Source organism: Actinobacillus suis ATCC 33415 (assembly GCF_000739435.1).
GTDB classification, from domain to species: domain Bacteria; phylum Pseudomonadota; class Gammaproteobacteria; order Enterobacterales; family Pasteurellaceae; genus Actinobacillus; species Actinobacillus suis.
This window is the reverse complement of sequence record NZ_CP009159.1, coordinates 229498-253086: the sequence shown is the minus strand read 5'-3', so window position 1 is coordinate 253086 and position 23589 is coordinate 229498. Positions and strand designations below refer to the sequence as shown.

Sequence of the window (23589 nt, the reverse complement as noted above, 5' to 3'; positions counted from 1 at the left end):
GCTGTTAGCCGATTTCTTGCGGATCGATATCTAAGGTTAAACGAATATTATTTTGTAAGCCTAAATTGGCTTTATCCAAATCAAATTGATCGATCAACTGTTGTAATACGCCTCTTGAGCGATGCTGAATTAATAACAGCCAGCGATAATGCCCTGCTTTTTTTGCCATCGGTGCGGAAAAAGGCGGTAGAATTTGAATATCCTGTAAACCGAGTTCCGTGCTTTTTTGCTGGAAGTAAGCGGTCAAATTTTGCAAAAGATTTACTACTTGCTGATTGTCTTTACCGGTTGCTCGTAGCAATACTTGCGCAGCAAACGGCGGCAACCCCATCACTTTACGCATTTTTAACGCTTCTTGTGCAAACGCCAAATAACCTTGTTCTAACAAAGTCTTGAGCAACGGATGTTCCGGATAATGAGTTTGTAATACCACTTCGCCCTGCTTTTCCGCTCGTCCAGCACGTCCCGCCACTTGCACATAAAGCTGTGCCAAACGTTCTTCCGCACGGAAGTCGGTCGAAAACAGAGCCGAATCTACATTCACAATCGCCACTAAAGTTACATTCGGAAAATGGTGTCCTTTCGCTAGCATTTGCGTGCCAATCAAAATTTGGCTTTTGCCTTCTCGGATATCATTTAAGTGATTTTCCAATGCTCCTTTACGAGCGGTGGAATCTCGGTCGATACGGCTAATTTGGTAAGTTGGGAATTGCTCACTTAACACTTGCTCCAACTGCTCTGTCCCCACACCTGTTGTAATCAGATTAGTTGAGCCGCAATGTCCGCACTGGCGAGGAATCACTCGCTGTGAAGAACAGTGATGGCAACGCAAAATTTTCTGTTTCTGATGATAAGTGTAAGGCTTTTCACAAGCGTCACATTCACACATCCAGCCACACTCGTGACAAAGTAAAACCGGTGCAAAGCCGCGGCGATTTAAAAACAACATCACCTGATTGCCTTGCTCCAAATGCCGTTTCATCATCGCTAATAAGCGGTCGGAAAGTCCGGCGGTAATACGCTGTGTTTTTAAATCAATCAATTGCTGTTTCGCCTGTTGAGCATTACCGGCACGAGCGGTTAAAGATAGCTCAATAAACTTACCGTTTTGAACGTTTTGTACGCTTTCCAAACTTGGCGTTGCAGAACCCAAAATAATCGGGATATGTAAATTTTTCGCCCGTAAAATTGCCAAATCTCTTGCGTGATAACGCCAGCCGTCTTGTTGTTTGAAAGAACTATCGTGTTCTTCATCAATAATGATTAAACCCAATTTCTCAAACTGGCTGAACAATGCCGAACGCGTGCCGATGATAATCGCACTTTCACCGTTTTTTGCTCGCAACCAAGCATTCAAGCGCTCGGTTTCATTCATATTCGAATGCAGCACGTCAATTTCAACATTAAAACGGGCTTTAAATCGTTGTACCGTTTGTGGGGTCAGTCCGATTTCCGGCACTAACACCAACACTTGTTCGCCTCGCTTTAACACCTCTTCAATCACTTGCAGATACACTTCAGTTTTACCCGAACCGGTCACACCATTCAATAAAAAGGTTTCAAAGCCGTTTTGTACCGTTAAACGGCTAACGACCAAGGTTTGCTGTTTATTTAATACCAGTCGATTCTGCAAATTTACAAGCGGTCGATTTTGCAATTTTTTTTGCCAATGTTGCGGCTCAAACGGCACATTAACCGGTTCGATATAGTTTTTTTCCAATAGCCCTTTCCAAGCCGATTGGCTACAAGCGGTCGGTTTTTCAAAAAAATTTGCAATTTCTGCCAGTTCCGCCAGTAAATCTTGCTGTTTTTTCGCTCGTCTGTTTTCACCCGAAAGCAATGCAGCCCGCCCGGCTTCGGTAACCGCAAAGTAATCCGGTTGCGATCTTTCGGTGCTATCGCCGTTACGTAATTTCACCGGCAAGGCATTGATCGCCACTTCACCGATAGGCGCGTGATAATAACGAGCCGCCCAACTGAGCAGCGTCCAAATTTCATCGTCAAAAATCGGTTCTAAATCTAATACCGTTTTAATCGGTTTTAGCTTCTCTTCAGGCACATCGCTCGTTTCGGGAAAATCCACCACCACGCCAATTTTCGTTTGATTACCGAAAGGCACTTCAACACGCACGCCTTTGACTGCCGACAAAAACGGCGGCAGCAAATAATCAAAATAACGATGTAACGGCACAGGCAATGCCACTCTAACTAGCTTCGACATAATCTATAAAAATGAAAGGACAATAGCTTATTATCTATTGTCCTCGGAGGTTTTGCAAAAAATCATAAAAATTTGACCGCTTGTCACTCTGGCTTAAAAGCACATTCAATCACTTACGTGTCAATCTAAAGTTATCAATAGTTAATAAAGTAATCGCTAACGCTAAACAAACCATTAACAGGTAGGATTTGGAATCCAATACTTCGCCAATCATAAACGAAACACAAAGCATTACCAGCGGTTCTACATAACCGAGTAAACCAAGCACATTGACTGGTAATAAATTACTGGAGGCAATATATAAGATAAATGCAGCACCGTTGACTAAGCCGAACAAAGCCAAAAAATAATAAATATACTGATTGCCAACAATAATCGGCTGCATATCGGTTTGTGCAATAAAATAACCGGCAAACGGCATCACTAACAGCAGCTCAACGAAAAAGGTGGCAAGCGTATTAATACCGAAATAGCGGCGTAGCGTAATGTACAGCGGATAACCGACACCGGCGACAATGGTCGCCCACGAAAACGAACCGGTCAGCCAAATATTGGAAGCCACACCGATCACAGCAAAACCAAGTGACAACCATTTCAATAAAGTAAAATGTTCTTTAAACACAATTTTACCCAATGCTACCGCTACAATCGGCAGTAATAAATAACCAATCGAAACTTCAATCGCTTGCCCGTTATTCGGCGCCCATAAAAATAACCAAAGCTGAATGCCGGTATTCAAAGCAAGCAATAACAGCACCAAGACAAGCGGTGGATTTTGCTTGATTTTTTGCCAAAGCTGCTGAAATTTCGCCGTTTGTTTAAACAGTAAAATCGCTAATAAGATAAAGGGCGCTAGCACCACAATACGGAAGCCAAACATACTTTCGCCATTGAGCGGGCGCAATAAGATTGCGAAGTAATAACCCAAACCAAATAAGAAGTTGGCGCTCATACAGCATAAGATGCCCTTTAACATTTAATTCTCCGCGATCACTTTTTTACGCTGTTTTCGGATACTGAAAAGACCGTCTAAAATTAAGAAAAATACCGCAATCACCAAACAGGTCATCAGAAAATAGGAATTTGGATCCAATCGCTCACCGATTAAAAATGAAATTATCATCATAAATGTCGGCTCTAAGTAACCTAATAAGCCAAGTACATTAAACGGCAATATGGTGCTGGCTAATGTGTAAGAAAGCAGCGCTGTGCCACTTACTACGCTTAAAATCGCAATAAAGTAGTAAATATTCGGATTTTGCGCATAAATAAAATCCATATCGGTATTCCAAATAAAATACAGCGAAATGGGAATCAGGAACATAATTTCAAAGATAAAACTATAGATATTACTTAACTGGAATTTTCGACGGATATGGAAATAAACCGGATAACCAACAAAAACAAAAACGCCTTCCCAAGAAATACCACCGGCAAAAATGACGCTATTTAACACGCCTAATGTTGCAAAAATAATCGCCAACCACTTCACACGGGATAGACTTTCTTTATAAACCAAACGTCCGAAAGCCACCATGACGATCGGCATCAGCAAATAACCCATTGAAACTTCCAACGCTTTGCCGCTATTTGGCGCCCATAAGAAAAGCCACATTTGCGAGCCGACAATCGCTGAAGTGATCAATATGACGAGAATTAAATGAGGTTGTTGTTTCAAACGCTTTGCAAACGCAAAAAATTCATGTTGTTTCTTCAACACGAAAATCACGAAAAATAGAAAAGGTAAGGTAACAACCATACGAATGCCGAATAAGCTCTCACCGGAAAGCGGGCGTAGTAAGGTGGCGAGATAATACATTCCGCCGAATAATGCGGAAGCGGAAAGTGAATAAATAATACCGAGTTGCATATAATAGCTAGACAGATAAAAGTAATCTGCCCCGTGGATGGGGCAGAGAAAAGATTAAGATTGTTTATAATTTTTTAAGAAGTTAGCGAGGCGTCCCAATGCTTCTTCAATTTGATGCGCATAAGGCAAGGTTACGACACGGAAATGATCCGGTTTATGCCAGTTAAAACCGGAGCCTTGTACCAACAACACTTTTTCTGCTTGTAATAAGTCGTAAATAAATTTCGCATCGTCTTTAATACCATACATTTCCGTGTCAATTTTCGGGAACATATAAAGCGCACCTTTTGCTTTCACACAAGAAATCCCCGGAATTTGTACCAACAACTCATACATTTTGTCTCGTTGTTCTAACAAGCGTCCGCCCGGTAACACGAACTCATCAATACTTTGGTAACCACCTAATGCCGTTTGAATTGCGTGTTGCATCGGGGTATTGGCACATAAACGCATTGAAGACAGCATATCCAAGCCTTCAATAAACCCTTTCGCATGGTTTTTCGGCCCGCTTAATACCATCCAACCTTGACGGAAACCAGCAACGCGATAGGCTTTCGATAAGCCGTTATAAGTTACACATAATAAATCCGGCGCAAGCGCTGCGATATGGTGATGTACCGCACCGTCATAAATGATCTTTTCATAGATCTCATCAGCAAAAATAATGAGATTGTGCTGACGAGCAATTTCGGCAATCTCTAATAAAACAGAACGACTATAAACCGCACCGGTCGGGTTATTCGGGTTAATCACCAAAATGGCTTTGGTGCGAGGTGTGATTTTCGCTTTAATATCTTCAATATCCGGAAACCATTCGTTTTCTTCATCACACAGATAATGTACCGCTTTGCCGCCCGCAAGGGTTGATGCCGCTGTCCAAAGCGGATAATCCGGCATCGGAATCAAAATTTCATCACCATCATTTAACAATGCTTGCATCGACATTGTGATCAATTCCGATACGCCGTTCCCGATATAGACGTCATTCACATCTACGCCACGAATCCCTTTTGATTGATAATATTGAACAACCGCTTTACGTGCAGAATATAAGCCTTTTGAATCACAATAGCCTTGCGCTTTTGGTAAATTGCGAATCACATCAACTAAAATTTCATCCGGTGCTTCAAAGCCGAATGGCGCAGGGTTACCGATATTTAATTTTAAAATTTTATGCCCTTCTTCTTCCAAGCGAAGTGCTTCTTTATGAATCGGCCCACGGATATCATATCGAACTTGTGCTAATTTATCTGATTTAGGGAAACGTTCCATTGTGTTTGTCCTGTTATGTTTTAGGTAAATTGGTTGTTTATTGTAGAAAATTGTTCAACTTTACTCTGATTTGGTAGGAATTTAAAGAGGAAATAAGCTAAAATAACCACCTTTTTTTACAATAGCTAAAAACTAGCGGTTAAATTCTTTAGAAATTTTGCAAATGTCTATTTTTAATCAATTAAAACAACAACTTAGCGAACAGCCTACGGAAAACAAAACAGCTTTTGGTTTGATTGAATATCAAGCCTCCGTGCCTTTTTCTGAAGAAAACGTTGCTTTATTGAACTGGTTAAAGGCGCAGGAACATTATCCGCATTTTTTTTGGCAGGCTCGAGACACTGATCAGACCATTGCCAGTATCGGTACCGCAAAATCATTTTCCAGCCTTGAAGAAGCACAGCAATTTGTAAAACAAACACAGCTTGGTTTAGTCGGCGGCATTCAATTTGAAGGCGATTGCCAATTTATTTTACCCCGCTTGCAATTAGTAAAAAATCAGCAAAATCTGACCGCTTATTTCTATTTGAACGAAGCTGAATTAGCCCAACAAGAGGTTATTTTTGAACAATTTTTTGCAAATTTCATCCAAACCTTACCGCTTGAATTAACGGAAAACAATCTCCTTTCGCTGACTTCCGTTTACGATTTTGATGGCTGGCAACAAAATATAGAACGAGCCATTAGTCATATTCAACAACACAACTTTAACAAAGTGGTACTGGCAAATGCGAAAACATTGCAATTTGAACATGAGCTATCTGCTTATGATCTACTTGCAGCGAGTCAAACTACTAATTTAGGTTGTTATCACTTTATTTGGGCGGAAAATGCGAAATCCGCCTTTGTCGGCTCAAGTCCGGAACGTTTATACCATCGAAAAGGTCCTCAATTTAATACGGAAGCACTAGCAGGTACCGCCCCGGTAACGGAAAGTGCGATACAAACCGAACTAAATGCGGAATGGTTACTTACTGATCCTAAAAACATCTATGAAAATCAATTGGTTGTGGATGATATTCAGATACATCTGGAAGATTGCACAACGGAAATTACCGTTAGCCAAGCTGAAATTAAACGCCTACACAATGTGCAACATTTACGCCGTAAAATCTCTGCGCAGCTAAAACCGAATATGAGTGATGCCGATTGTCTCGCTCGTATTCATCCGACTGCAGCGGTTGCCGGCTTACCTCGCCAAGCAGCAAAACAATTTATTGCCGAATATGAACAATTCTCACGTTGTTGGTATGCAGGCACATTCGGTTATTTACAACCGGACGAGGCGGAATTTTGTGTTGCTTTGCGTTCTGCGCAAATTGAACAAAACTGCATTACACTCTATGCTGGCGCAGGTATCGTTGAAGAATCGGAACCGCAATCGGAATGGCAAGAAATTGAACGGAAGTCGTTGGCATTAGCCAAATTACTAAAAGTGGATTAAGCCAAACAAAAAATGGCAGGTATAACCCTGCCATTTTGTTTTATCCGGCTAAGCCGATAAATAACGCCAATAATAATGGTGCAACCAAATTCACAATAAAGCCGAAACTGATTGCCAGCGGCACAACTTGCGTACCGCCCGATTTTTGAATCACCGGCAACATACAATCTAATGACGTCGCCCCACCTAATCCGACTGCGGTAGAAGGAAATGCTCGCATAAAAAACGGAATGGTAAATAAGCAGAAAATTTCACGAGAAAGGTCATTAAAGAAGGCAATACTGCCGTATATCGGCCCCCAAGCGTCATTGACTAATACGCTAGATAATGAATACCAACCAAATGCCGAAGCAAAAGTGAGCCCTTGGACAATACTTAAATTCAATACTAATGCCGCAATAATACCGCCAATCAAACTACTGACAATCATCACTAATGAAGTATAGATTCCTCGTTTGTTAAAAAACACCTCTCGTAGCGGAATTCCGCTATTACGTAACTGAATACCGACACCGAAGATCATCACCTCCAACACATAAGTACTGGCGTGTAATGGAAAATCTAATGTCCCCTTCGTCACAAAACCGACGAGCCCACCAGCAATGGTGGTACCGATTAATTTAAACGAATCCATTAGCATTACCCAACGAGAAGGGATTTCTTGCGGATTCACTTGTTCACGAACCATTGGTTGCCATTTATCGTAAATCGCTAAACCGATAATATTCGAAAATTGAATAATTAAACTCAAACCGAGCGCAATCCCACCGATTTGCGGTAACTTGCTACCAATATCATCTAATTGCCCGAGCGAAATCCCCATCACAAATAAAATCAAATATAAACAAATATTTACAACCTGATTAACAACCTGCAATTTGCCTTTACCGACTTTAAATAAGTAGCCCAAAAACAAGGGAATCAGCACAATGGCTAAACCGTATAACATTTCATCTTCCTTATCGTTATGTATTTTTTGAGTTGAAATTTTAACGGTACTCCCATAAAATAAAACTGTTTTTATATACAGCCAAATTATAAGTAATCGAAATCATATGGCAATGCAACGCAAAATCATTCACATCGATATGGACTGTTTTTATGCTGCGATTGAAATGCGAGAAAATCCGGCGTTAATCGGCAAGCCTGTTGCCGTTGGTGGTTCCATTGAAGGTCGAGGCGTATTGACCACTTGTAATTATGAAGCCAGAAAATTCGGTTTACACAGTGCAATGCCAACCGCACAAGCGTTAAAACGCTGCCCGAATCTGATTCTAGTGCCGGTAAATATGCCGTTATACAAAGCGGTTTCCGAACAAATTCATCAAATATTTCGCCGTTATACCAATATCATCGAACCGCTTTCATTAGACGAAGCTTATTTAGATGTGACGGATTGTCAGCAATGCTCCGGCTCTGCCACTTGGATTGCCCAAGAAATTCGAGAGGCAATTTGGAACGAGCTGCGCTTAACCGCCTCCGCCGGCATTGCCCCGCTCAAATTTTTGGCAAAAATCGCTTCGGATCAAAACAAGCCTAATGGACAATTTGTCATTTCTCCGGAAAATATGACCGCTTTTATTTATGATTTGCCACTAAAAAAGATCCCGGGTGTCGGTAAGGTAACTAATGAAAAATTAGCGCAACTGGGATTACACACCTGCGGCGATATTCAGCACAGCGATAAAGCTTTTATTTACAAGACATTTGGCAAATTCGGGCAACGACTTTGGGACTTCAGCCACGCAATTGATAACCGAAAAATCGAAGTCAATCGTCCTCGTAAATCCTTAGCGGTCGAAAATACGCTACCGACTGATATTTGGCATTTATCGGAAGCGGAGCAAATTGTAGATGAGCTATTTAAGAAACTGGTTTTTCGGCTACAACGAAATTGGGGCGAACGTTCATTACAAGAGTTTAAAAAATTAGCGATCAAACTAAAGTTTGGTGATTTTACACAAACCACCTTGGAACGTACCACTGACGGGCTTTCGCTCGAGCGTTTTATCGAATTACTTCAACAAGTTTGGCAACGGACGAATCATCGTTCGGTACGCTTAATCGGGCTTTCGGTGCATTACCCAACGGAAAAAGTTAAAAAACAGTTAAATTTATGGGAATAATTGTTGCTAAAGGCTTGAATTCTTATAAAATTGCCCCATTTAATGACCAGTTTTTCCTCACTCTTTTTTGGAGATTTATCTATCTATGGCAAAAAGAATTGTCTTATTTTTATTAACTAACTTAGCGATTACCTTCGTACTTGGTATTGTGTTAAATATCATTTTCCAAGTAACCGGTATTCAAGGCGGTAGCACTGCAGGTATTTTAGTGATGTCGCTTTTATTTGGTTTCGCTGGTTCTTTAATCTCATTATTTATGTCAAAAAGCATGGCATTACGTTCCGTTGGCGCAGAAGTTATTCAACAACCTCGTAACCATGCGGAACAATGGTTATTTGATACGGTACAACGTCAATCACAGCAAGCAGGCATTCCAATGCCAGATATTGCGATTTATCACTCTGCCGATGTAAACGCATTTGCAACCGGTGCAACAAAAAGTAATTCGTTAGTGGCGGTAAGTACCGGTTTATTGGACAATATGACCGAAGATGAAGCCGAAGCGGTGGTAGCGCATGAAATCGCACACATTGCAAACGGCGATATGGTAACGATGACCTTACTACAAGGTGTATTGAATACCTTTGTTATCTTCTTATCTCGCATTATTTCGACCGCAGTTGCAAGCGGTAAAGATGAAAACGGTAATAACACTCAAAACACCTTGGTTTTCTGGATTGTGGATATCGCTTTACAAATGATCTTTGGTGTAATCGCAACCATGATTGCGATGTGGTTCTCACGTTACCGTGAATACCGTGCGGACGCAGGTTCGGCACAATTAGTCGGCAAAGAGAAAATGATTGCGGCGCTACAACGTTTACAACACGTACATGAGCCACAAGAAATGGAAGGTTCTCTTGCAGCATTTATGATTAACGGCGTACGTTCTAAAGAATTATTTATGAGTCACCCACCACTTGAAAAACGTATCGAAGCGTTAAGAAACTTATAATCGACAAGCGGTCTGATTTTGCAAAAAAATTGCAAGAACAGACCGCTTTTTTATTACGACTAAAACATAAAAGGGTAAAGCGTAAAAAGTAATAATAAATAGCGTGCTAACTTTCCCAACGTAATAAACAGCACCGCTTGCCAAATATTAAATCTGAGCCAACCAGCTATGCCGCATAACACATCCCCAATAACAGGCAGACTTGTCAAAAGAAGCGCAAACACCCCGTATTTTTCACATAAAGACAGTGCTAATCTTGCGGAACGATGTTGCAAATTAACCGGCTTAGGAATTAATAATCCCATCGCATAAGTGACGATACTGCCGAGGCTATTGCCTAATGTGGCAATCAAAGCTAACCACATCATACTTGCAGAAAAAATCGTTTGTTCCGCCAATAAATTTTTTGATGCTAATGCAGTAAAAATTAATTCAGAATTACCGGGCAAAACCGTAGCGCTTAAAAAGGCACTGAGGAACATTGAGATTAATTGGTTTTCTTCAGAGAAGAAAAAACTAAGTAATGAAGTAAAATAATCTATCATGTTGATTTGTAATATTTTTGTTAAGAAAATGATCGATGTATTTTAACGAAAATTTTCATTTAAGTTTCAATTTGATTTACATCAAAATTCGCTTTTGATTTACCTCAATATAATGGCAATTTTATTTTGAGTATTGCATTAACAGGTCTATAATTCTCAACAATTTCTGTAATTTTTCAAATTTATATTTAAGGATTATAAATGTTCTCACCTGCTGAAATGGCAAAAATCGCTGAAGACGGTGCAGTCTATAAGGCAACTAAACATCAATTATATTCTTTTATCTCGGCAATTTTAGCAGGTGGTTTCATCGCGCTTGCTTTTGTCTTTTATACCACAACACAAACCGGTGCGGCAGATGTACCATGGGGAATGGCAAAACTCGTCGGAGGTACCGTTTTCTCTTTAGGCGTTATCCTATGCGTAGTATTCGGTGCGGAATTATTTACTTCATCAACACTAACCGCTGTCGCTAAAGCGACGCATCGTATCACTTGGTTCCAAATGTTTAGAAACTGGTTCATTGTGTATGGCGGTAACTTTGTCGGTGGCTTGAGTATGGTTGTGCTTATTTGGCTTTCAGGTCAAATTATGGCGGCAAACGGTCAATGGGGATTAACCATTCTTAAAACGGCACAACACAAAATTCATCATACTTGGATGGAGGCTTTTACCTTAGGTATTTTATGTAACATTATGGTTTGTCTTGCGGTATGGATGGCAAATGCCGGTAAAAGTCTAACAGACAAAGCATTTATTATGATTATGCCGATTGCATTATTCGTGTCATCAGGCTTTGAGCACTGTGTTGCAAATATGTTTATGATCCCGATGGGTATGATGATTTCACAATTTGCATCACCTGAATTCTGGACAGCGATTAATGTCGATCCGGCACAATACGCAGACTTAGATTTATATCATTTTATTGTTAAGAATCTTATTCCGGTAACATTAGGAAATATTGTCGGGGGAGTGTTCTTCATCGGCTTAGTACAATGGTTCTTATACATTCGTAAACACTAATAAAATTTCGATTTAAGCGGTTTAATTTGTGTAACTTTTTGCAAAAAAGACCGCTTGTAAAACTTAATTTACTAACAAACAGAGGACTTAAAATGACTCAACTAACTGAAGCTCAACAAAAAGCATGGGCAGGGTTTACTGGTGGCGACTGGCAAACTGAAGTAAACGTACGTGATTTTATCCAAAAAAACTATACTCCATATGAAGGCGACGAGTCTTTCTTAGCTGGCGCAACAGCTGCGACAACTAAGTTATGGGAAGAAGTGATGGAAAAAATCAAAGTTGAGAACAAAACTCACGAACCGTACGATATTGATTGCGAAACTCCATCAACAATTACTTCTCACAAAGCAGGTTATATCGATCAAGCTTTAGAGAAAATTGTAGGTCTTCAAACTGATGCGCCATTAAAACGTGCGATTATCCCGTTTGGTGGTATCAAAATGGTTAAAGGTTCTTGCGAAGTTTATCGTCGTACCTTAAACCCTGAAGTAGAAAAAATCTTTACTGAATATCGTAAAACACATAACCAAGGTGTATTCGATGTTTATACTCCGGATATTTTACGTTGCCGTAAATCAGGTGTAATTACTGGTCTTCCGGATGCTTACGGTCGTGGTCGTATTATCGGTGACTACCGTCGTTTAGCAGTATACGGTGCGGATTTCTTAATGAAAGACAAGCAAAAACAATTTGCTTCATTACAACCTCGTTTAGAAGCGGGTGAAGATATCCAAGCAACAATCCAATTACGTGAAGAAATTGCAGAACAACACCGTGCATTAGGTCAAATCAAACAAATGGCTGCATCATACGGTTTTGACGTTTCTCGTCCAGCTGAAACTGCACAAGAAGCGGTTCAATGGACTTACTTCGCATACCTTGCTGCAGTTAAATCACAAAACGGTGCGGCAATGTCATTCGGTCGTGTATCTTCATTCTTAGATATCTATATCGAACGTGACTTAAAAGCGGGTAAAATCACAGAAGAAGAAGCGCAAGAGTTAATCGACCATTTAGTAATGAAATTACGTATGGTTCGTTTCTTACGTACACCTGAATACGATCAATTATTCTCAGGCGACCCAATGTGGGCAACCGAAACTTTAGCAGGTATGGGCTTAGACGGTCGTACATTAGTAACCAAAAACAGCTTCCGTATCTTAAATACGCTTTACACAATGGGTCCATCACCAGAGCCAAACTTAACTATCCTTTGGTCTGAACAATTACCGGACGGTTTCAAACGTTATTGTGCAAAAGTATCAATCGATACTTCATCAGTACAATACGAAAACGATGACTTAATGCGTCCTGATTTCGATAACGATGACTATGCAATCGCATGTTGCGTATCGCCAATGGTTGTTGGTAAACAAATGCAATTCTTCGGTGCACGTGCAAACTTAGCGAAAACAATGTTATACGCAATCAATGGTGGTATTGATGAGAAATCTGGTGCACAAGTTGGTCCGAAAACTTCACCAATTACAGACGAATATTTAAACTTCGACGATGTAATGGATCGTATGGATCACTTCATGGATTGGTTAGCAACACAATATGTGACTGCATTAAATATCATCCACTTCATGCACGATAAATACAGCTACGAAGCAGCATTAATGGCATTCCACGATCGTGATGTATTCCGTACAATGGCATGTGGTATCGCAGGTCTTTCTGTTGCGGCGGACTCATTATCTGCAATCAAATATGCGAAAGTTAAACCGATTCGTGGTGACATCAAAGATAAAGATGGTAACGTAGTAGCTTCAAACGTAGCGTTAGACTTCGAAATTGAAGGCGAATATCCACAATTCGGTAACAACGATAACCGTGTAGACGAAATCGCTTGCGACTTAGTTGAACGTTTCATGAAGAAAATTCAAACACACAAAACTTACCGCAATGCGACTCCGACACAGTCAGTTCTTACTATCACTTCTAACGTGGTTTACGGTAAGAAAACTGGTAATACACCTGATGGTCGTCGTGCTGGTGCTCCGTTCGGTCCAGGTGCAAACCCAATGCACGGTCGTGACCAAAAAGGTGCGGTTGCATCATTAACTTCTGTTGCAAAACTTCCGTTTGCTTATGCGAAAGACGGTATTTCATATACTTTCTCAATCGTACCAAACGCATTAGGTAAAGATTACGAAGCACAAAAACGTAACCTTGCGGGCTTAATGGACGGTTACTTCCACCACGAAGCAACTGTTGAGGGTGGCCAACACTTAAACGTAAACGTATTAAACCGTGAAACATTATTAGATGCGGTTGAGCATCCAGAGAAATATCCACAATTAACCATTCGTGTATCTGGTTATGCGGTACGTTTCAACTCTTTAACTAAAGAGCAACAAATGGACGTAATCACACGTACATTTACTGAATCAATGTAATCACTCACATTGAGTTCTTTAAGCGGTCAGATTTTGCAAAATTTTTGCGGAATCTGACCGCTTCTTTATTGATATTCTGTTAAAATAACGAAAACGAATTTATTATTTTATTAATCGAAGGAATCATATATGTCTATTGCTCGTTACCATTCATATGAATCTTGCGGTACTGTTGATGGTCCGGGAATTCGCTTCATTCTATTTTTACAAGGTTGTCTAATGCGTTGTAAATATTGCCACAACCGTGATACATGGGATCTTGATGGCGGTAAAGAAATCAGTGTCGAAGATTTGATGAAAGAAGTGGTAACCTATAAACACTTTATGAAAGCGACTGGCGGCGGCGTAACTGCATCTGGTGGCGAAGCTGTATTACAAATGGAATTTGTGCGAGATTGGTTTAGAGCGTGCAAAGCGGAAGGTATTGATACTTGTTTGGATACCAATGGTTTTGTTCGTCACTATAGCCCAGTCGTCGATGAAATGCTTGAAGTGACCGATTTAGTGATGCTCGACTTAAAGCAACTAAATGATGAAATCCACCAAGATTTAATCGGTGTATCGAATAAACGTACGCTTGATTTTGCTCGCTATCTGCAAAAATTAAATAAACGCACTTGGATTCGTTATGTTGTTGTACCGGGTTATACTGATGATGATGATTCCGCACATCGCTTAGGGCAATTTATCCAAGGTATGCAAAATATTGAAAAAGTCGAATTGTTACCATATCACCGCTTAGGTGCACACAAGTGGGAAACGCTTGGCTATAAATATGAATTAGACGGTGTATTGCCACCGCCAAAAGAAGATCTTGAACGTATTCAAAAAATTATTGAAAGCTACGGACATACCGTGAAATTCTAACCCCATCACATAAGAATAAAAAAATCCCCAAGGTACGATTAAATACTTTGGGGATTTTATTTATTCTAAAAGTTTTATTAGAAAGTCACATTCATACCAAGCATCGCATTTCTACCCATTTGTGGAATATGAGGTAAATAAGACACATGCTGATGGATTTTCTGATTTAGCAAGTTATCCATTTTTAGGAATACTTGATATTCCATCTGATTCAATACTTTATTATAAGTTAAACCGACATTCACTTGATGAGAGCCCGGTGTTGCTTTTTCATATTTCGACACTTTATTCTGAGTAAACACTCGATAATATTCCAACATTCCCGACCAATTCTGATTGAAATCAGCATTAAATCTTGCACCTAAACGTAATGGCGGCACACGTGGTGCTGAAATATCAGGTTGTGTTTCCCAACCTGAAACCTGCCCTCTTTTGGCACCAAAAATGTAATAGCCTTTTGGAATATCAGGAAGATCAGTTAATTTACCACGAACATAATCACCAAATACGGCAAGACGATAATTCGGCGTAAAGAGATAACCGATTTCGCCTTCTACTCCACTAAAGCGCGCTTTTCCTTGGTAATAACGGTTTACCTTCAAATTATATTCATCAGTCAAAGATTTCGGACCACGGTTATCATTCAGTGTAAGTGGATAAATATAATTATCGTAATGAGTATGATAAATATTGAATTTATAATCCCACTTCTCTCCCATATAAGCTAAAGCCAACTCAATATGATTTGAACGCTCTTTATTTAGGTTTTTATTACCGGCTTCAAAAGCATTCAGTGCAATATGTTTACCGTGCGCATATAGCTCTTGAGCATTTGGTAAACGTTCCTGATGAGAAGTATTTAAAGTCAGTTTATGATCCGGTGCAAAAAACCAATTGGTTGCAAAACCATAAGAGTAACCGGTTTCCTTATGTGGCTCCAAATTTGGCATTGGCGTATTAAAACCTGACCATTGATCAATTAACTTAACATCATAATCCATTGAAATTTTCTGACGTTCAACACGACTACTAACTTCAAATGAAAAGTCGCCGAGATTTAAGCGCTCAATACCAAATACACTAAATTGCTTGGTTTTCGGATTATTCAATAGCTGTTGCTTATTCACGACACGGGCAGCTTCTAATGATAAAGCACTGGTCTGTAAATGAGAATATTGTGCTCCAATCGCCCCTTTTAACCCATTCCATTCTGAATGCACTAATTCGAGACGTAGATTTTTTCCTTTATTTTTAAAGTAATTCTCTATTCTATTGCCATCTTTTTCATCATGAAAATAATCAACGTAATTCGCAGTGACTTTTAGTGATTCAATGCCCTTTAGCGGATTCTTTAATTCCCCGTCAAGATCATAGCGTTTGGAGTGCATATCAATCCAAGGCTTACCATGTGGGTGATCTTGCATACCATACTGAGAACCGCCGGGAATATGCGTATGATCTAAACGAAGTCCCGGATTGTTATAATCAATATCACTTTCTTCAGCTAAATGCGGATAAAAGCGGAGATAACCTTTCTCAAACATCACACCTTGGCGGATAATACTAATCGTATAATGATCATATTGATGCGTATGCCCAACTAAACCATATTTATTACGTTGATCCGTGTAAGCCACACCTAAATGCCCTTTCTCACCAATCCAAGAAAGTCCAACTGTTCCCGATTGAGACTGAAGATCACTATCCGGTACCCGATGATAAGGTTTACCTTCAATGGTGAATTTCGGCGCATAATATTCGGAAGCTTTGTTATATAACCCTTGTAAACGTAAGGCGAAATTATTACCTAATGCAAAAGTAGAACCGACATAAGTTAAACGTTCTTTATTCGCAGAACTAAAACGTACACCAGCCTGCCCTTCATATCCTTTTTCCGGTACAGCACTTGGAATTTTCTCATCAACCACATTAATCAGCCCGGCATTATTTCCCGCGCTGTAAAGTAAGGTTGTAGGTCCTCGTAAAATTTCAATACGTTTTGCAAGCAAAGAATCTACGGTAACCGCATGATCGGGAGATAGCTCTGACATATCGAAGATTTCTCCGTTATTTTGCAAAATTTTTGCACGCTTGCGTTCTTGACCTCGAATAACAGGTGCACTTGCGCCACCACCGAATTGGCTGGAATGAATCCCCAACTCACCTGATAATGCATTACCTAATGTCGCTCCTCGTTGTTTTAGTATTTGGCTATCTACCACTTTTTCATTGATATTTAGACCATCTCCTAACAAATTACCTTTTGTATCCGGCGTACTACCTTCAACGGTAATCATATCTAGAGTTTCTTCTGACGCAGATAGCGTATTTGAGATTAAAAGCAATAAACTCAACGCCAAACTATTTTTTTTCATTTTATTCAACCTAAAACCATAAAAAAATTAAGGATGCAAATTTACTTTAAAACACACTAATTTGCAATAATAACCTTAAAAAAATTATATATAATTATTGAATATGATTTATCCTCACCAAACAAGTTACATATAAAATAACTAAAAAATTCCTCGTGATTTCGGTTTCTATGAAACTTTGGTGTATGATGCTAAGACTAATTACTCATTTCGACCAATAAAAAGGAAATAAACAATGTCTAATCCTCTTTTAAATTACACCGGTTTGCCTGCCTTTTCACAAATCAAACCGGAGCATATCCAACCTGCAGTAGAAGCAGTGATTAAAGAATGTCGTGATACCATTGAACAAGTTGCCCAAATCGAAAACCCAACCTGGGAAAATTTCTATATGCCACAAGCCATCGCCGGCGATAAATTTGCGCGTGCGTGGTCGCCTATCGGTCATTTAAACGGGGTAAAAAACTCGCCGGAATTACGTGAAGCTTATCAGGCTTGCTTACCGCTACTTTCTGAATACAGTACTTGGGCGGGACAACACCAAGGCTTATATCAAGGCTATGTAAAACTTAAAAACTCACCGGAATTTGAGAGCTATTCGCTTGCACAGAAAAAAGCGATTGAAAACAGCCTACGCGATTTCGAACTTTCAGGTATCTCGTTACCAGCAGATAAACAAAAACGTTATGGCGAAGTGTCTGCTCGTTTATCTGAACTCAGCTCTCAATTCAGTAACAATGTATTGGATGCGACCATGGGTTGGGATATCGTGATCACAGACGAAGCACAGCTTAAAGGCTTACCTGAATCTGCCTTAGAAGCAGCAAAACTTTCTGCAGAAAGCAAAGGTAAAAAAGGTTACCGTTTTACTTTAGAATTCCCTAGTTACTATCCGGTATTGACTTACTGCGAAAACCGGGAATTACGTGCAGCAATTTATAAAGAGTATGCAACCCGTGCTTCTGATCAAGGTTCAAATGCAGGCAAATGGGATAACTCGGCAAATATTGATGAGAAACTTAAATTACGCTTAGAAATGGCACAGTTACTAGGCTTTGAAACCTATGCGGATCTTTCTCTTGCTACCAAAATGGCGGAGAACCCGCAACAAGTTGTCGATTTCTTAGAAGACTTAGCCAAACGTTCAAAAGCACAAGGTGAAAAAGAATTAACTGAATTACATGCTTTTGTGGAACAAGAATACGGTGTAACCGAACTTCAGCCGTGGGATATTGCATTCTATAGCGAAAAGCAAAAGCAAGCGTTATATGCGATCAATGATGAAGAACTTCGCCCTTATTTCCCGGAAGATCGTGTACTTTCAGGCTTATTTGAATTAATGAAACGTATTTTCGGTTTACGTATTGAAGAAAAATTCGGCATTGATACTTGGCACGAAGACGTACGTTTTTTCCAAATTTACGATGAGCAAAACGAAGAACGTGGTTCATTCTATTTAGATTTATACGCACGTGAAAATAAACGTGGCGGTGCGTGGATGGACGATTGTATCAACCAAAAACGTTTAGCGGATGGTTCGTTACAAAAACCGGTGGCATACTTAACTTGTAACTTTAATAAACCGATTGGCGACAAACCGGCTCTGTTTACGCATGACGAAGTTACCACGTTATTCCATGAGTTCGGTCACGGTATCCACCATATGCTCACCCAAATTGATGTCGGCGATGTTGCCGGTATTAACGGTGTGCCGTGGGATGCGGTAGAACTACCGAGCCAATTCTTAGAGAACTGGTGTTGGGAAGCGGAAGCGCTTGAATTTATTTCAGGGCATTATCAAACCGGCGAACCGTTACCGAAGGATAAATTAACCCAGTTACTCAAGGCGAAAAATTTCCAAGCGGCAATGTTTGTATTAAGACAATTAGAATTCGGTTTATTCGATTTCCGTTTACATTTGGCTCAACCTCGTGAAGGCTTGGTATTAGATACGTTAAAAGCGGTAAAAGCGGATGTTGCGGTGGTTCGCACACCTGAATGGGTGCGTACCCCACATAGCTTTAGCCATATCTTTGCCGGAGGTTATGCAGCTGGTTATTACAGCTACTTATGGGCAGAAGTATTATCGGCGGATGCCTTTGCGAAATTTGAGGAGGACGGTATTTTCAACCGAGCTACCGGTCAATCTTATTTAGATAATATTCTGACTCGTGGCGGTTCGGAAGAACCGATGGTATTGTTTGAACGCTTCCGTGGTCGTAAACCAACCTTAGATGCACTATTACGTCATAAGGGTATTGCGAACTAACCTCGCTCTATTCTTACAAGCGGTCAAATTTGCAAAAAATCTTGCAAATTTGACCGCTTATCTTTTTTTTATCAACTAAATCGCTATAATCTTGATAAATCAAATAATTAAGAGAAAACACGATGTCATTAGATTTATCCAATATCCGCCAGCAAATTACCCAACTTGATCGCCATTTACTGAAATTACTTGCCGAACGTCATCGTCTCGCTTTTGATGTTGTTCGTAGCAAAGAAATCACACAAAAGCCGCTACGTGATATCGAACGAGAAAAAGCGCTATTACAAGCACTAGTGAGCCATGCCGAAGCGGAAAATTACCAATTAGATCCGCAATATGTCACACAAATTTTCCAACGTATTATTGAAGATTCCGTGTTGACTCAGCAAAATTATCTGCAAAATAAATTAAACGAGCAGAAAGAACAGAATGTATCGATTGCCTTTTTAGGTATGCGTGGTTCCTATTCCAATATGGCGTCTCGTCAATTTGCGAAAAAATATCAAGGTTCTTTAATTGAATTGAGTTGTGATTCGTTCCAACAAGTGTTTGATAAGGTAAGTGAAGGTGAAGCCGAATTTGGTGTGCTTCCGCTTGAAAATACCACGTCAGGGTCAATCAATGACGTATATGATTTACTACAACATACTGATTTAGCGGTGGTTGGTGAACTGGCTTACCCGATCAAACACTGCGTACTAGCAAACGGCAATATTGATCTTGCTGAAATTGATACCTTGTACAGTCATCCGCAAGTGATCCAACAATGCAGTCAATTTATTCAAAGCCTGAATAAAGTCCATATCAAGTATTGCGAAAGTAGCTCACACGCAATGCAGATGGTCGCACGCTTAAATAAGCCGAACATTGTCGCATTAGGTAATGAGGATGGTGGAAAGCTCTACGGTTTAACCAATATCAAAACCGATATTGCTAACCAACAGAATAATATCACTCGCTTTATCGTAGTAGCGAAACAAGCGATAAACGTTTCACCGCAAGTACAAACAAAAACATTATTGCTAATGACCACTTCTCAGCAAGCCGGTGCATTAGTGGATGCGTTGATGGTATTCAAACAGTATCAGATTCGTATGACCAAATTGGAATCTCGCCCGATTTACGGTAAACCTTGGGAAGAAATGTTTTATGTGGAACTAGAGGCGAATACGCATGCTGAAAATACCCAACAAGCACTAAAAGCTTTAGAAGATGTTACAAGCTATATCAAAGTATTAGGTTGCTACCCTAGTGAAATTATCGAGCCGGTAAAACTCTAACAAGCGGTTAAATTTTAAGATTTTTTTGCAAAAAATGCCCGATAAGCAATGACTTATCGGGCATTTTACTTAGAAAGTTACCTCTGCGGTTAACTTAAAGTTTCTTCCAGGAGCAGTGAAACGATTTAATCCTTTACCTGTCGTTTGGTTGATCAAGTTACTCGTACCAAATGGACGAATTGAACGAACCGATTCCCAAGTCAGATATTTGCGATTCTGTAAATTATAAACACCTGCTTGTAAGGTGACGTTTTTCCACGGTTTAACATAAGCAATCATATCTAATAAAGTATAAGCACCGCTGCGCCATTTTAAGTAGCTGTCTTTTGCCTTTTCTTCACTATGATACATATTGTAAGTATCTTCCGCTTTTTTCGCGCTTACACGGGTAACATACACATCTACGCCAAATTTCTCTTCCGGATGTTCATAGCCTAAACCAAACACAGAAGTTCTCGGCTGAATCGCATTAAGCGGTAAATTCCCCTCCATCTTACCTTTTTGATAAGTGTATTTATAACTTGCGTTGAACCCTTCTAAAGCTTGCCATAATTGCCCGAAATTCAATTTAGAACTAATTTCTAAGCCGTTAACTCTAGCCTCTTGACGGTTTACATTTTGATAAATTTGATAAGGTCTTGCCGTTGCACTGCCGCCGAAAGCATTCATTAGATTTTTAGGACCAAGATACTTCAAATCAATAAAATTATCATAATCCGTTTTAAAGTAACTGGTTGTAATAAAGCCTAAATCACCATGTAAAGTTAATGCGGCTTCTTTCGTCTTTGCACGCTCAGATTTAAGATCCACATTAGGCAATACGGTAAAATCCGGGTGCTTAAAGGTAAAATAAAGCTCATCAGAAGTCGGTGCTCTAAATCCATTTGCGTATTTAACTTGTACGCGCAAGAAGCTAAACGGATCCGCAGTTGCCGCTAATGAATAAGAATGTTTTTGATATTTAACATTACGTGATAAATATTTAATATTTTCTTCCGCATTTTGGCGAATTTGCTCTTTTGTTGGTCGATCTGGTAACGGTACAAATAACCCTTGCAGCATATCATCCGGAATCTTCGCCGTTTGTCCCGCAACATATTTAGGCTTATAGCTAATATCATCATAGCGGTAGCCGATATCAAAACTTAAATAGTCATTCGCTTTCAAATTATCCGCAAAATATAATGAACCATTTTTCGCTTCAACCGGAATTAAGAACGAAAACGTATCTTCATTCGGGCAAATTAAGCCATTCCATTGATCGCTACCGGTCGCATTTTTACAAGTAATGACTTCTTCCGTTCCTTTAAAGAAGTTATTCCGCATACCAAGGAAACGCTTTGTCCACCATTGAGTATTACTCGTTGCACCGAAACCGCCACGGTTAACCATTTTTTTCTCTGTACGGCTATAGCTACCACCATATTCCAATGAATGTTCTTGACCGAGTAAAGAGAAGGATTTAGTTAAATCAAGATTCAGTTGCTTTGTATCCGTATCTAAATCTCGTTCAGTATAAATATTTTCCGTATAGCCTTTACTTCCTGGTAATAGGATGCTTTTAAATTTACTCTTTGGATCTAAAGTTGCAAACTTACGTCCTTTTTCGTCCGTATACGTTTTTGTAAGTGCAACCTCTTCCGAGGTTATATTATTTGAATAATCTTTATAATATGCTGTGACAGATTTATTACAATCAAAAACACTACAATCAAACCAATAAGCTCTAACGAGATTTACTCCCTCAGTATAAGTGCCTTTTGAATCGGTAATTGTGGTTAAACCTAATTCATCCACGCCTAAGTTCGGTTGATTACCGTCTCTATCAACCACTTTACCATCTTTTAGCTGTAAACCGGCTAAATTCTCGGTTTCCTTACAATGCGAACCATCACAATAATCATCTGTCCTAGCACGATTTTTAATTTTTTGTGTTGAATAGGTAAGCTTTAATGTATCCCATAATGGATTCGCACTAAAATTCTCATACACAAAAGCATAATTCTGGCGTTTACTTTTATCATTCGTATGACGTAACTCATATTCGTCAACGTTAATATAAGTTGTCGGTTTTAAGTTGTAAGAAAAGTCATGACCTCTATTTTTCTTCTCATACAAATCCGCAACAACACTAAAACGGTGATTATCCGAAGGTGAATAACCGAATTTAATTAAAGTACTGTCTTTCTTAATTGAATAAGGGTCGGCTTTTTCTCGTTCTTTCCCTTGTACACTACCGTCAGCCGTCTTGTAATCATAGTTTTCCAATTCATGACCGTCACGCCAAGTTTTTAACGCTAAAATATCAAAATTTTTATAACGACCGGCAAAGGTCAGTGAGTTGGCTTTTTGATTATCTGCACTTGAATAACCGGTTTTATAACCAAAGTGGTAATCTTTTTCCGTTAAAAAATCACGAGCATCTTTGGTTTCAAACATTACTGCGCCGCCTAAAGCACCGCTACCGACACGAACGGAATCCGCACCTTTACGAATCGTCGCTTGTTTAAGTGTTTCAATTTCTACCGAGTTACGGGTATTATTAAAATTGCCATACCCTTCAAATAATTCTTTAAAACCCTGAGATGAAAGTGTTTCCGCTTGATGTAAACCATCTACTGTAATTGCAACACGGTTCTCATCTACCCCTCGCACCGCATAACCGCTACTCCCCATACGTCCGGTCTCAACTACCGTCACACCGGTTTCATAACGTACGAGATCTCGTGAGTCTTGTACTTGCTGTTTTGCCAGTTGTTTTGCAGATTTTTTGATTTCAGAAATTTTTTGTTGCTGAATACCATCCTTTACAATCACGGTGTCGAGTTGCATTTGCTCTTGTGCCAATGCACTGTTGTATTGCAAAACACAAAGTGCTGCAATAGATAGATTAAAACGAAGCTTAATCACAATCATTCTCCTTTAGACAAGATA

General features: G+C 39.7%; 16 protein-coding genes. 8 read left to right on the top strand and 8 right to left on the bottom strand.

What is annotated here, in order from left to right; translation table 11 throughout:
- Positions 1–4: 4 nt before the first annotated feature.
- The 4 genes from priA to ASU1_RS01190 form a co-directional block, all read right to left on the bottom strand.
- The gene (gene priA, locus ASU1_RS01205) at positions 5–2221 is read right to left on the bottom strand and encodes a primosomal protein N' (RefSeq protein ID WP_289710377.1); all 2217 of its coding nucleotides are present in this window, start codon (positions 2219–2221) and stop codon (positions 5–7) included.
- Positions 2222–2330: 109 nt separating this feature from the next.
- Positions 2331–3197 (bottom strand): EamA family transporter RarD, encoded by an 867-nt coding sequence (gene rarD, locus ASU1_RS01200; protein WP_014991043.1) that lies wholly within the window; start codon positions 3195–3197, stop codon positions 2331–2333.
- A complete protein-coding gene (rarD, locus tag ASU1_RS01195; RefSeq protein ID WP_014991042.1) occupies positions 3198–4091 on the bottom strand; it encodes an EamA family transporter RarD in 894 nt (297 codons plus the stop codon).
- Positions 4092–4145: 54 nt separating this feature from the next.
- Positions 4146–5363, bottom strand: coding sequence for a pyridoxal phosphate-dependent aminotransferase (locus ASU1_RS01190; RefSeq protein WP_014991041.1), 1218 nt, complete (start codon positions 5361–5363; stop codon positions 4146–4148).
- A 163-nt stretch (positions 5364–5526) separates the two neighbouring features.
- Here ASU1_RS01190 and ASU1_RS01185 point away from each other — a divergent pair, with 163 nt between their 5' ends.
- Positions 5527–6807 carry an isochorismate synthase gene (locus ASU1_RS01185; RefSeq protein ID WP_014991040.1) on the top strand — a complete coding sequence of 427 codons (1281 nt, stop codon included), beginning with the start codon at positions 5527–5529 and terminating at the stop codon, positions 6805–6807.
- Between the two features lie 40 nt (positions 6808–6847).
- Here ASU1_RS01185 and ASU1_RS01180 read toward each other — a convergent pair whose 3' ends face one another.
- A complete protein-coding gene (locus ASU1_RS01180; RefSeq protein WP_014991039.1) occupies positions 6848–7756 on the bottom strand; it encodes a LysO family transporter in 909 nt (302 codons plus the stop codon).
- Between the two features lie 106 nt (positions 7757–7862).
- Between ASU1_RS01180 and dinB the strand changes: the two genes are divergently transcribed.
- On the top strand, positions 7863–8933 hold the full coding sequence (dinB, locus tag ASU1_RS01175; RefSeq protein ID WP_039194861.1) for a DNA polymerase IV: 1071 nt from the start codon (positions 7863–7865) through the stop codon (positions 8931–8933).
- Positions 8934–9018: 85 nt separating this feature from the next.
- Positions 9019–9888, top strand: a complete 870-nt coding sequence (gene htpX, locus ASU1_RS01170) for a protease HtpX (protein ID WP_005624368.1) — start codon at positions 9019–9021, stop codon at positions 9886–9888.
- A 59-nt stretch (positions 9889–9947) separates the two neighbouring features.
- Here htpX and ASU1_RS01165 read toward each other — a convergent pair whose 3' ends face one another.
- Positions 9948–10433, bottom strand: coding sequence for a YqaA family protein (locus tag ASU1_RS01165; protein WP_039194859.1), 486 nt, complete (start codon positions 10431–10433; stop codon positions 9948–9950).
- A gap of 201 nt (positions 10434–10634) precedes the next feature.
- On the opposite strand from ASU1_RS01165, the gene focA reads away from it, so the two are divergent.
- The 3 genes from focA (at position 10635) to pflA (ending at position 14731) form a co-directional block, all read left to right on the top strand.
- Positions 10635–11459 (top strand): formate transporter FocA, encoded by an 825-nt coding sequence (gene focA, locus ASU1_RS01160; RefSeq protein ID WP_039194857.1) that lies wholly within the window; start codon positions 10635–10637, stop codon positions 11457–11459.
- A 92-nt stretch (positions 11460–11551) separates the two neighbouring features.
- Positions 11552–13864: a formate C-acetyltransferase gene (gene pflB / locus ASU1_RS01155; RefSeq protein ID WP_014991035.1), complete on the top strand. Its 2313-nt coding sequence runs from the start codon at positions 11552–11554 to the stop codon at positions 13862–13864.
- Between the two features lie 129 nt (positions 13865–13993).
- The gene (pflA, locus tag ASU1_RS01150) at positions 13994–14731 is read left to right on the top strand and encodes a pyruvate formate lyase 1-activating protein (protein ID WP_014991034.1); all 738 of its coding nucleotides are present in this window, start codon (positions 13994–13996) and stop codon (positions 14729–14731) included.
- 77 nt (positions 14732–14808) lie between these two features.
- Here the strand turns inward: pflA and ASU1_RS01145 are convergent, their stop codons facing one another.
- Positions 14809–17106 carry a TonB-dependent receptor gene (locus tag ASU1_RS01145; RefSeq protein ID WP_014991033.1) on the bottom strand — a complete coding sequence of 766 codons (2298 nt, stop codon included), beginning with the start codon at positions 17104–17106 and terminating at the stop codon, positions 14809–14811.
- Positions 17107–17341: 235 nt separating this feature from the next.
- Between ASU1_RS01145 and prlC the strand changes: the two genes are divergently transcribed.
- Together prlC and ASU1_RS01135 are read left to right on the top strand one after the other, a co-directional pair.
- Positions 17342–19375, top strand: a complete 2034-nt coding sequence (prlC, locus tag ASU1_RS01140) for an oligopeptidase A (protein WP_014991032.1) — start codon at positions 17342–17344, stop codon at positions 19373–19375.
- 122 nt (positions 19376–19497) lie between these two features.
- A complete protein-coding gene (locus ASU1_RS01135) occupies positions 19498–20655 on the top strand; it encodes a chorismate mutase (RefSeq protein ID WP_014991031.1) in 1158 nt (385 codons plus the stop codon).
- A 69-nt stretch (positions 20656–20724) separates the two neighbouring features.
- Here the strand turns inward: ASU1_RS01135 and ASU1_RS01130 are convergent, their stop codons facing one another.
- Positions 20725–23571, bottom strand: a complete 2847-nt coding sequence (locus tag ASU1_RS01130) for a TonB-dependent hemoglobin/transferrin/lactoferrin family receptor (RefSeq protein WP_039194855.1) — start codon at positions 23569–23571, stop codon at positions 20725–20727.
- Between the last annotated feature and the right edge of the window lie 18 nt (positions 23572–23589).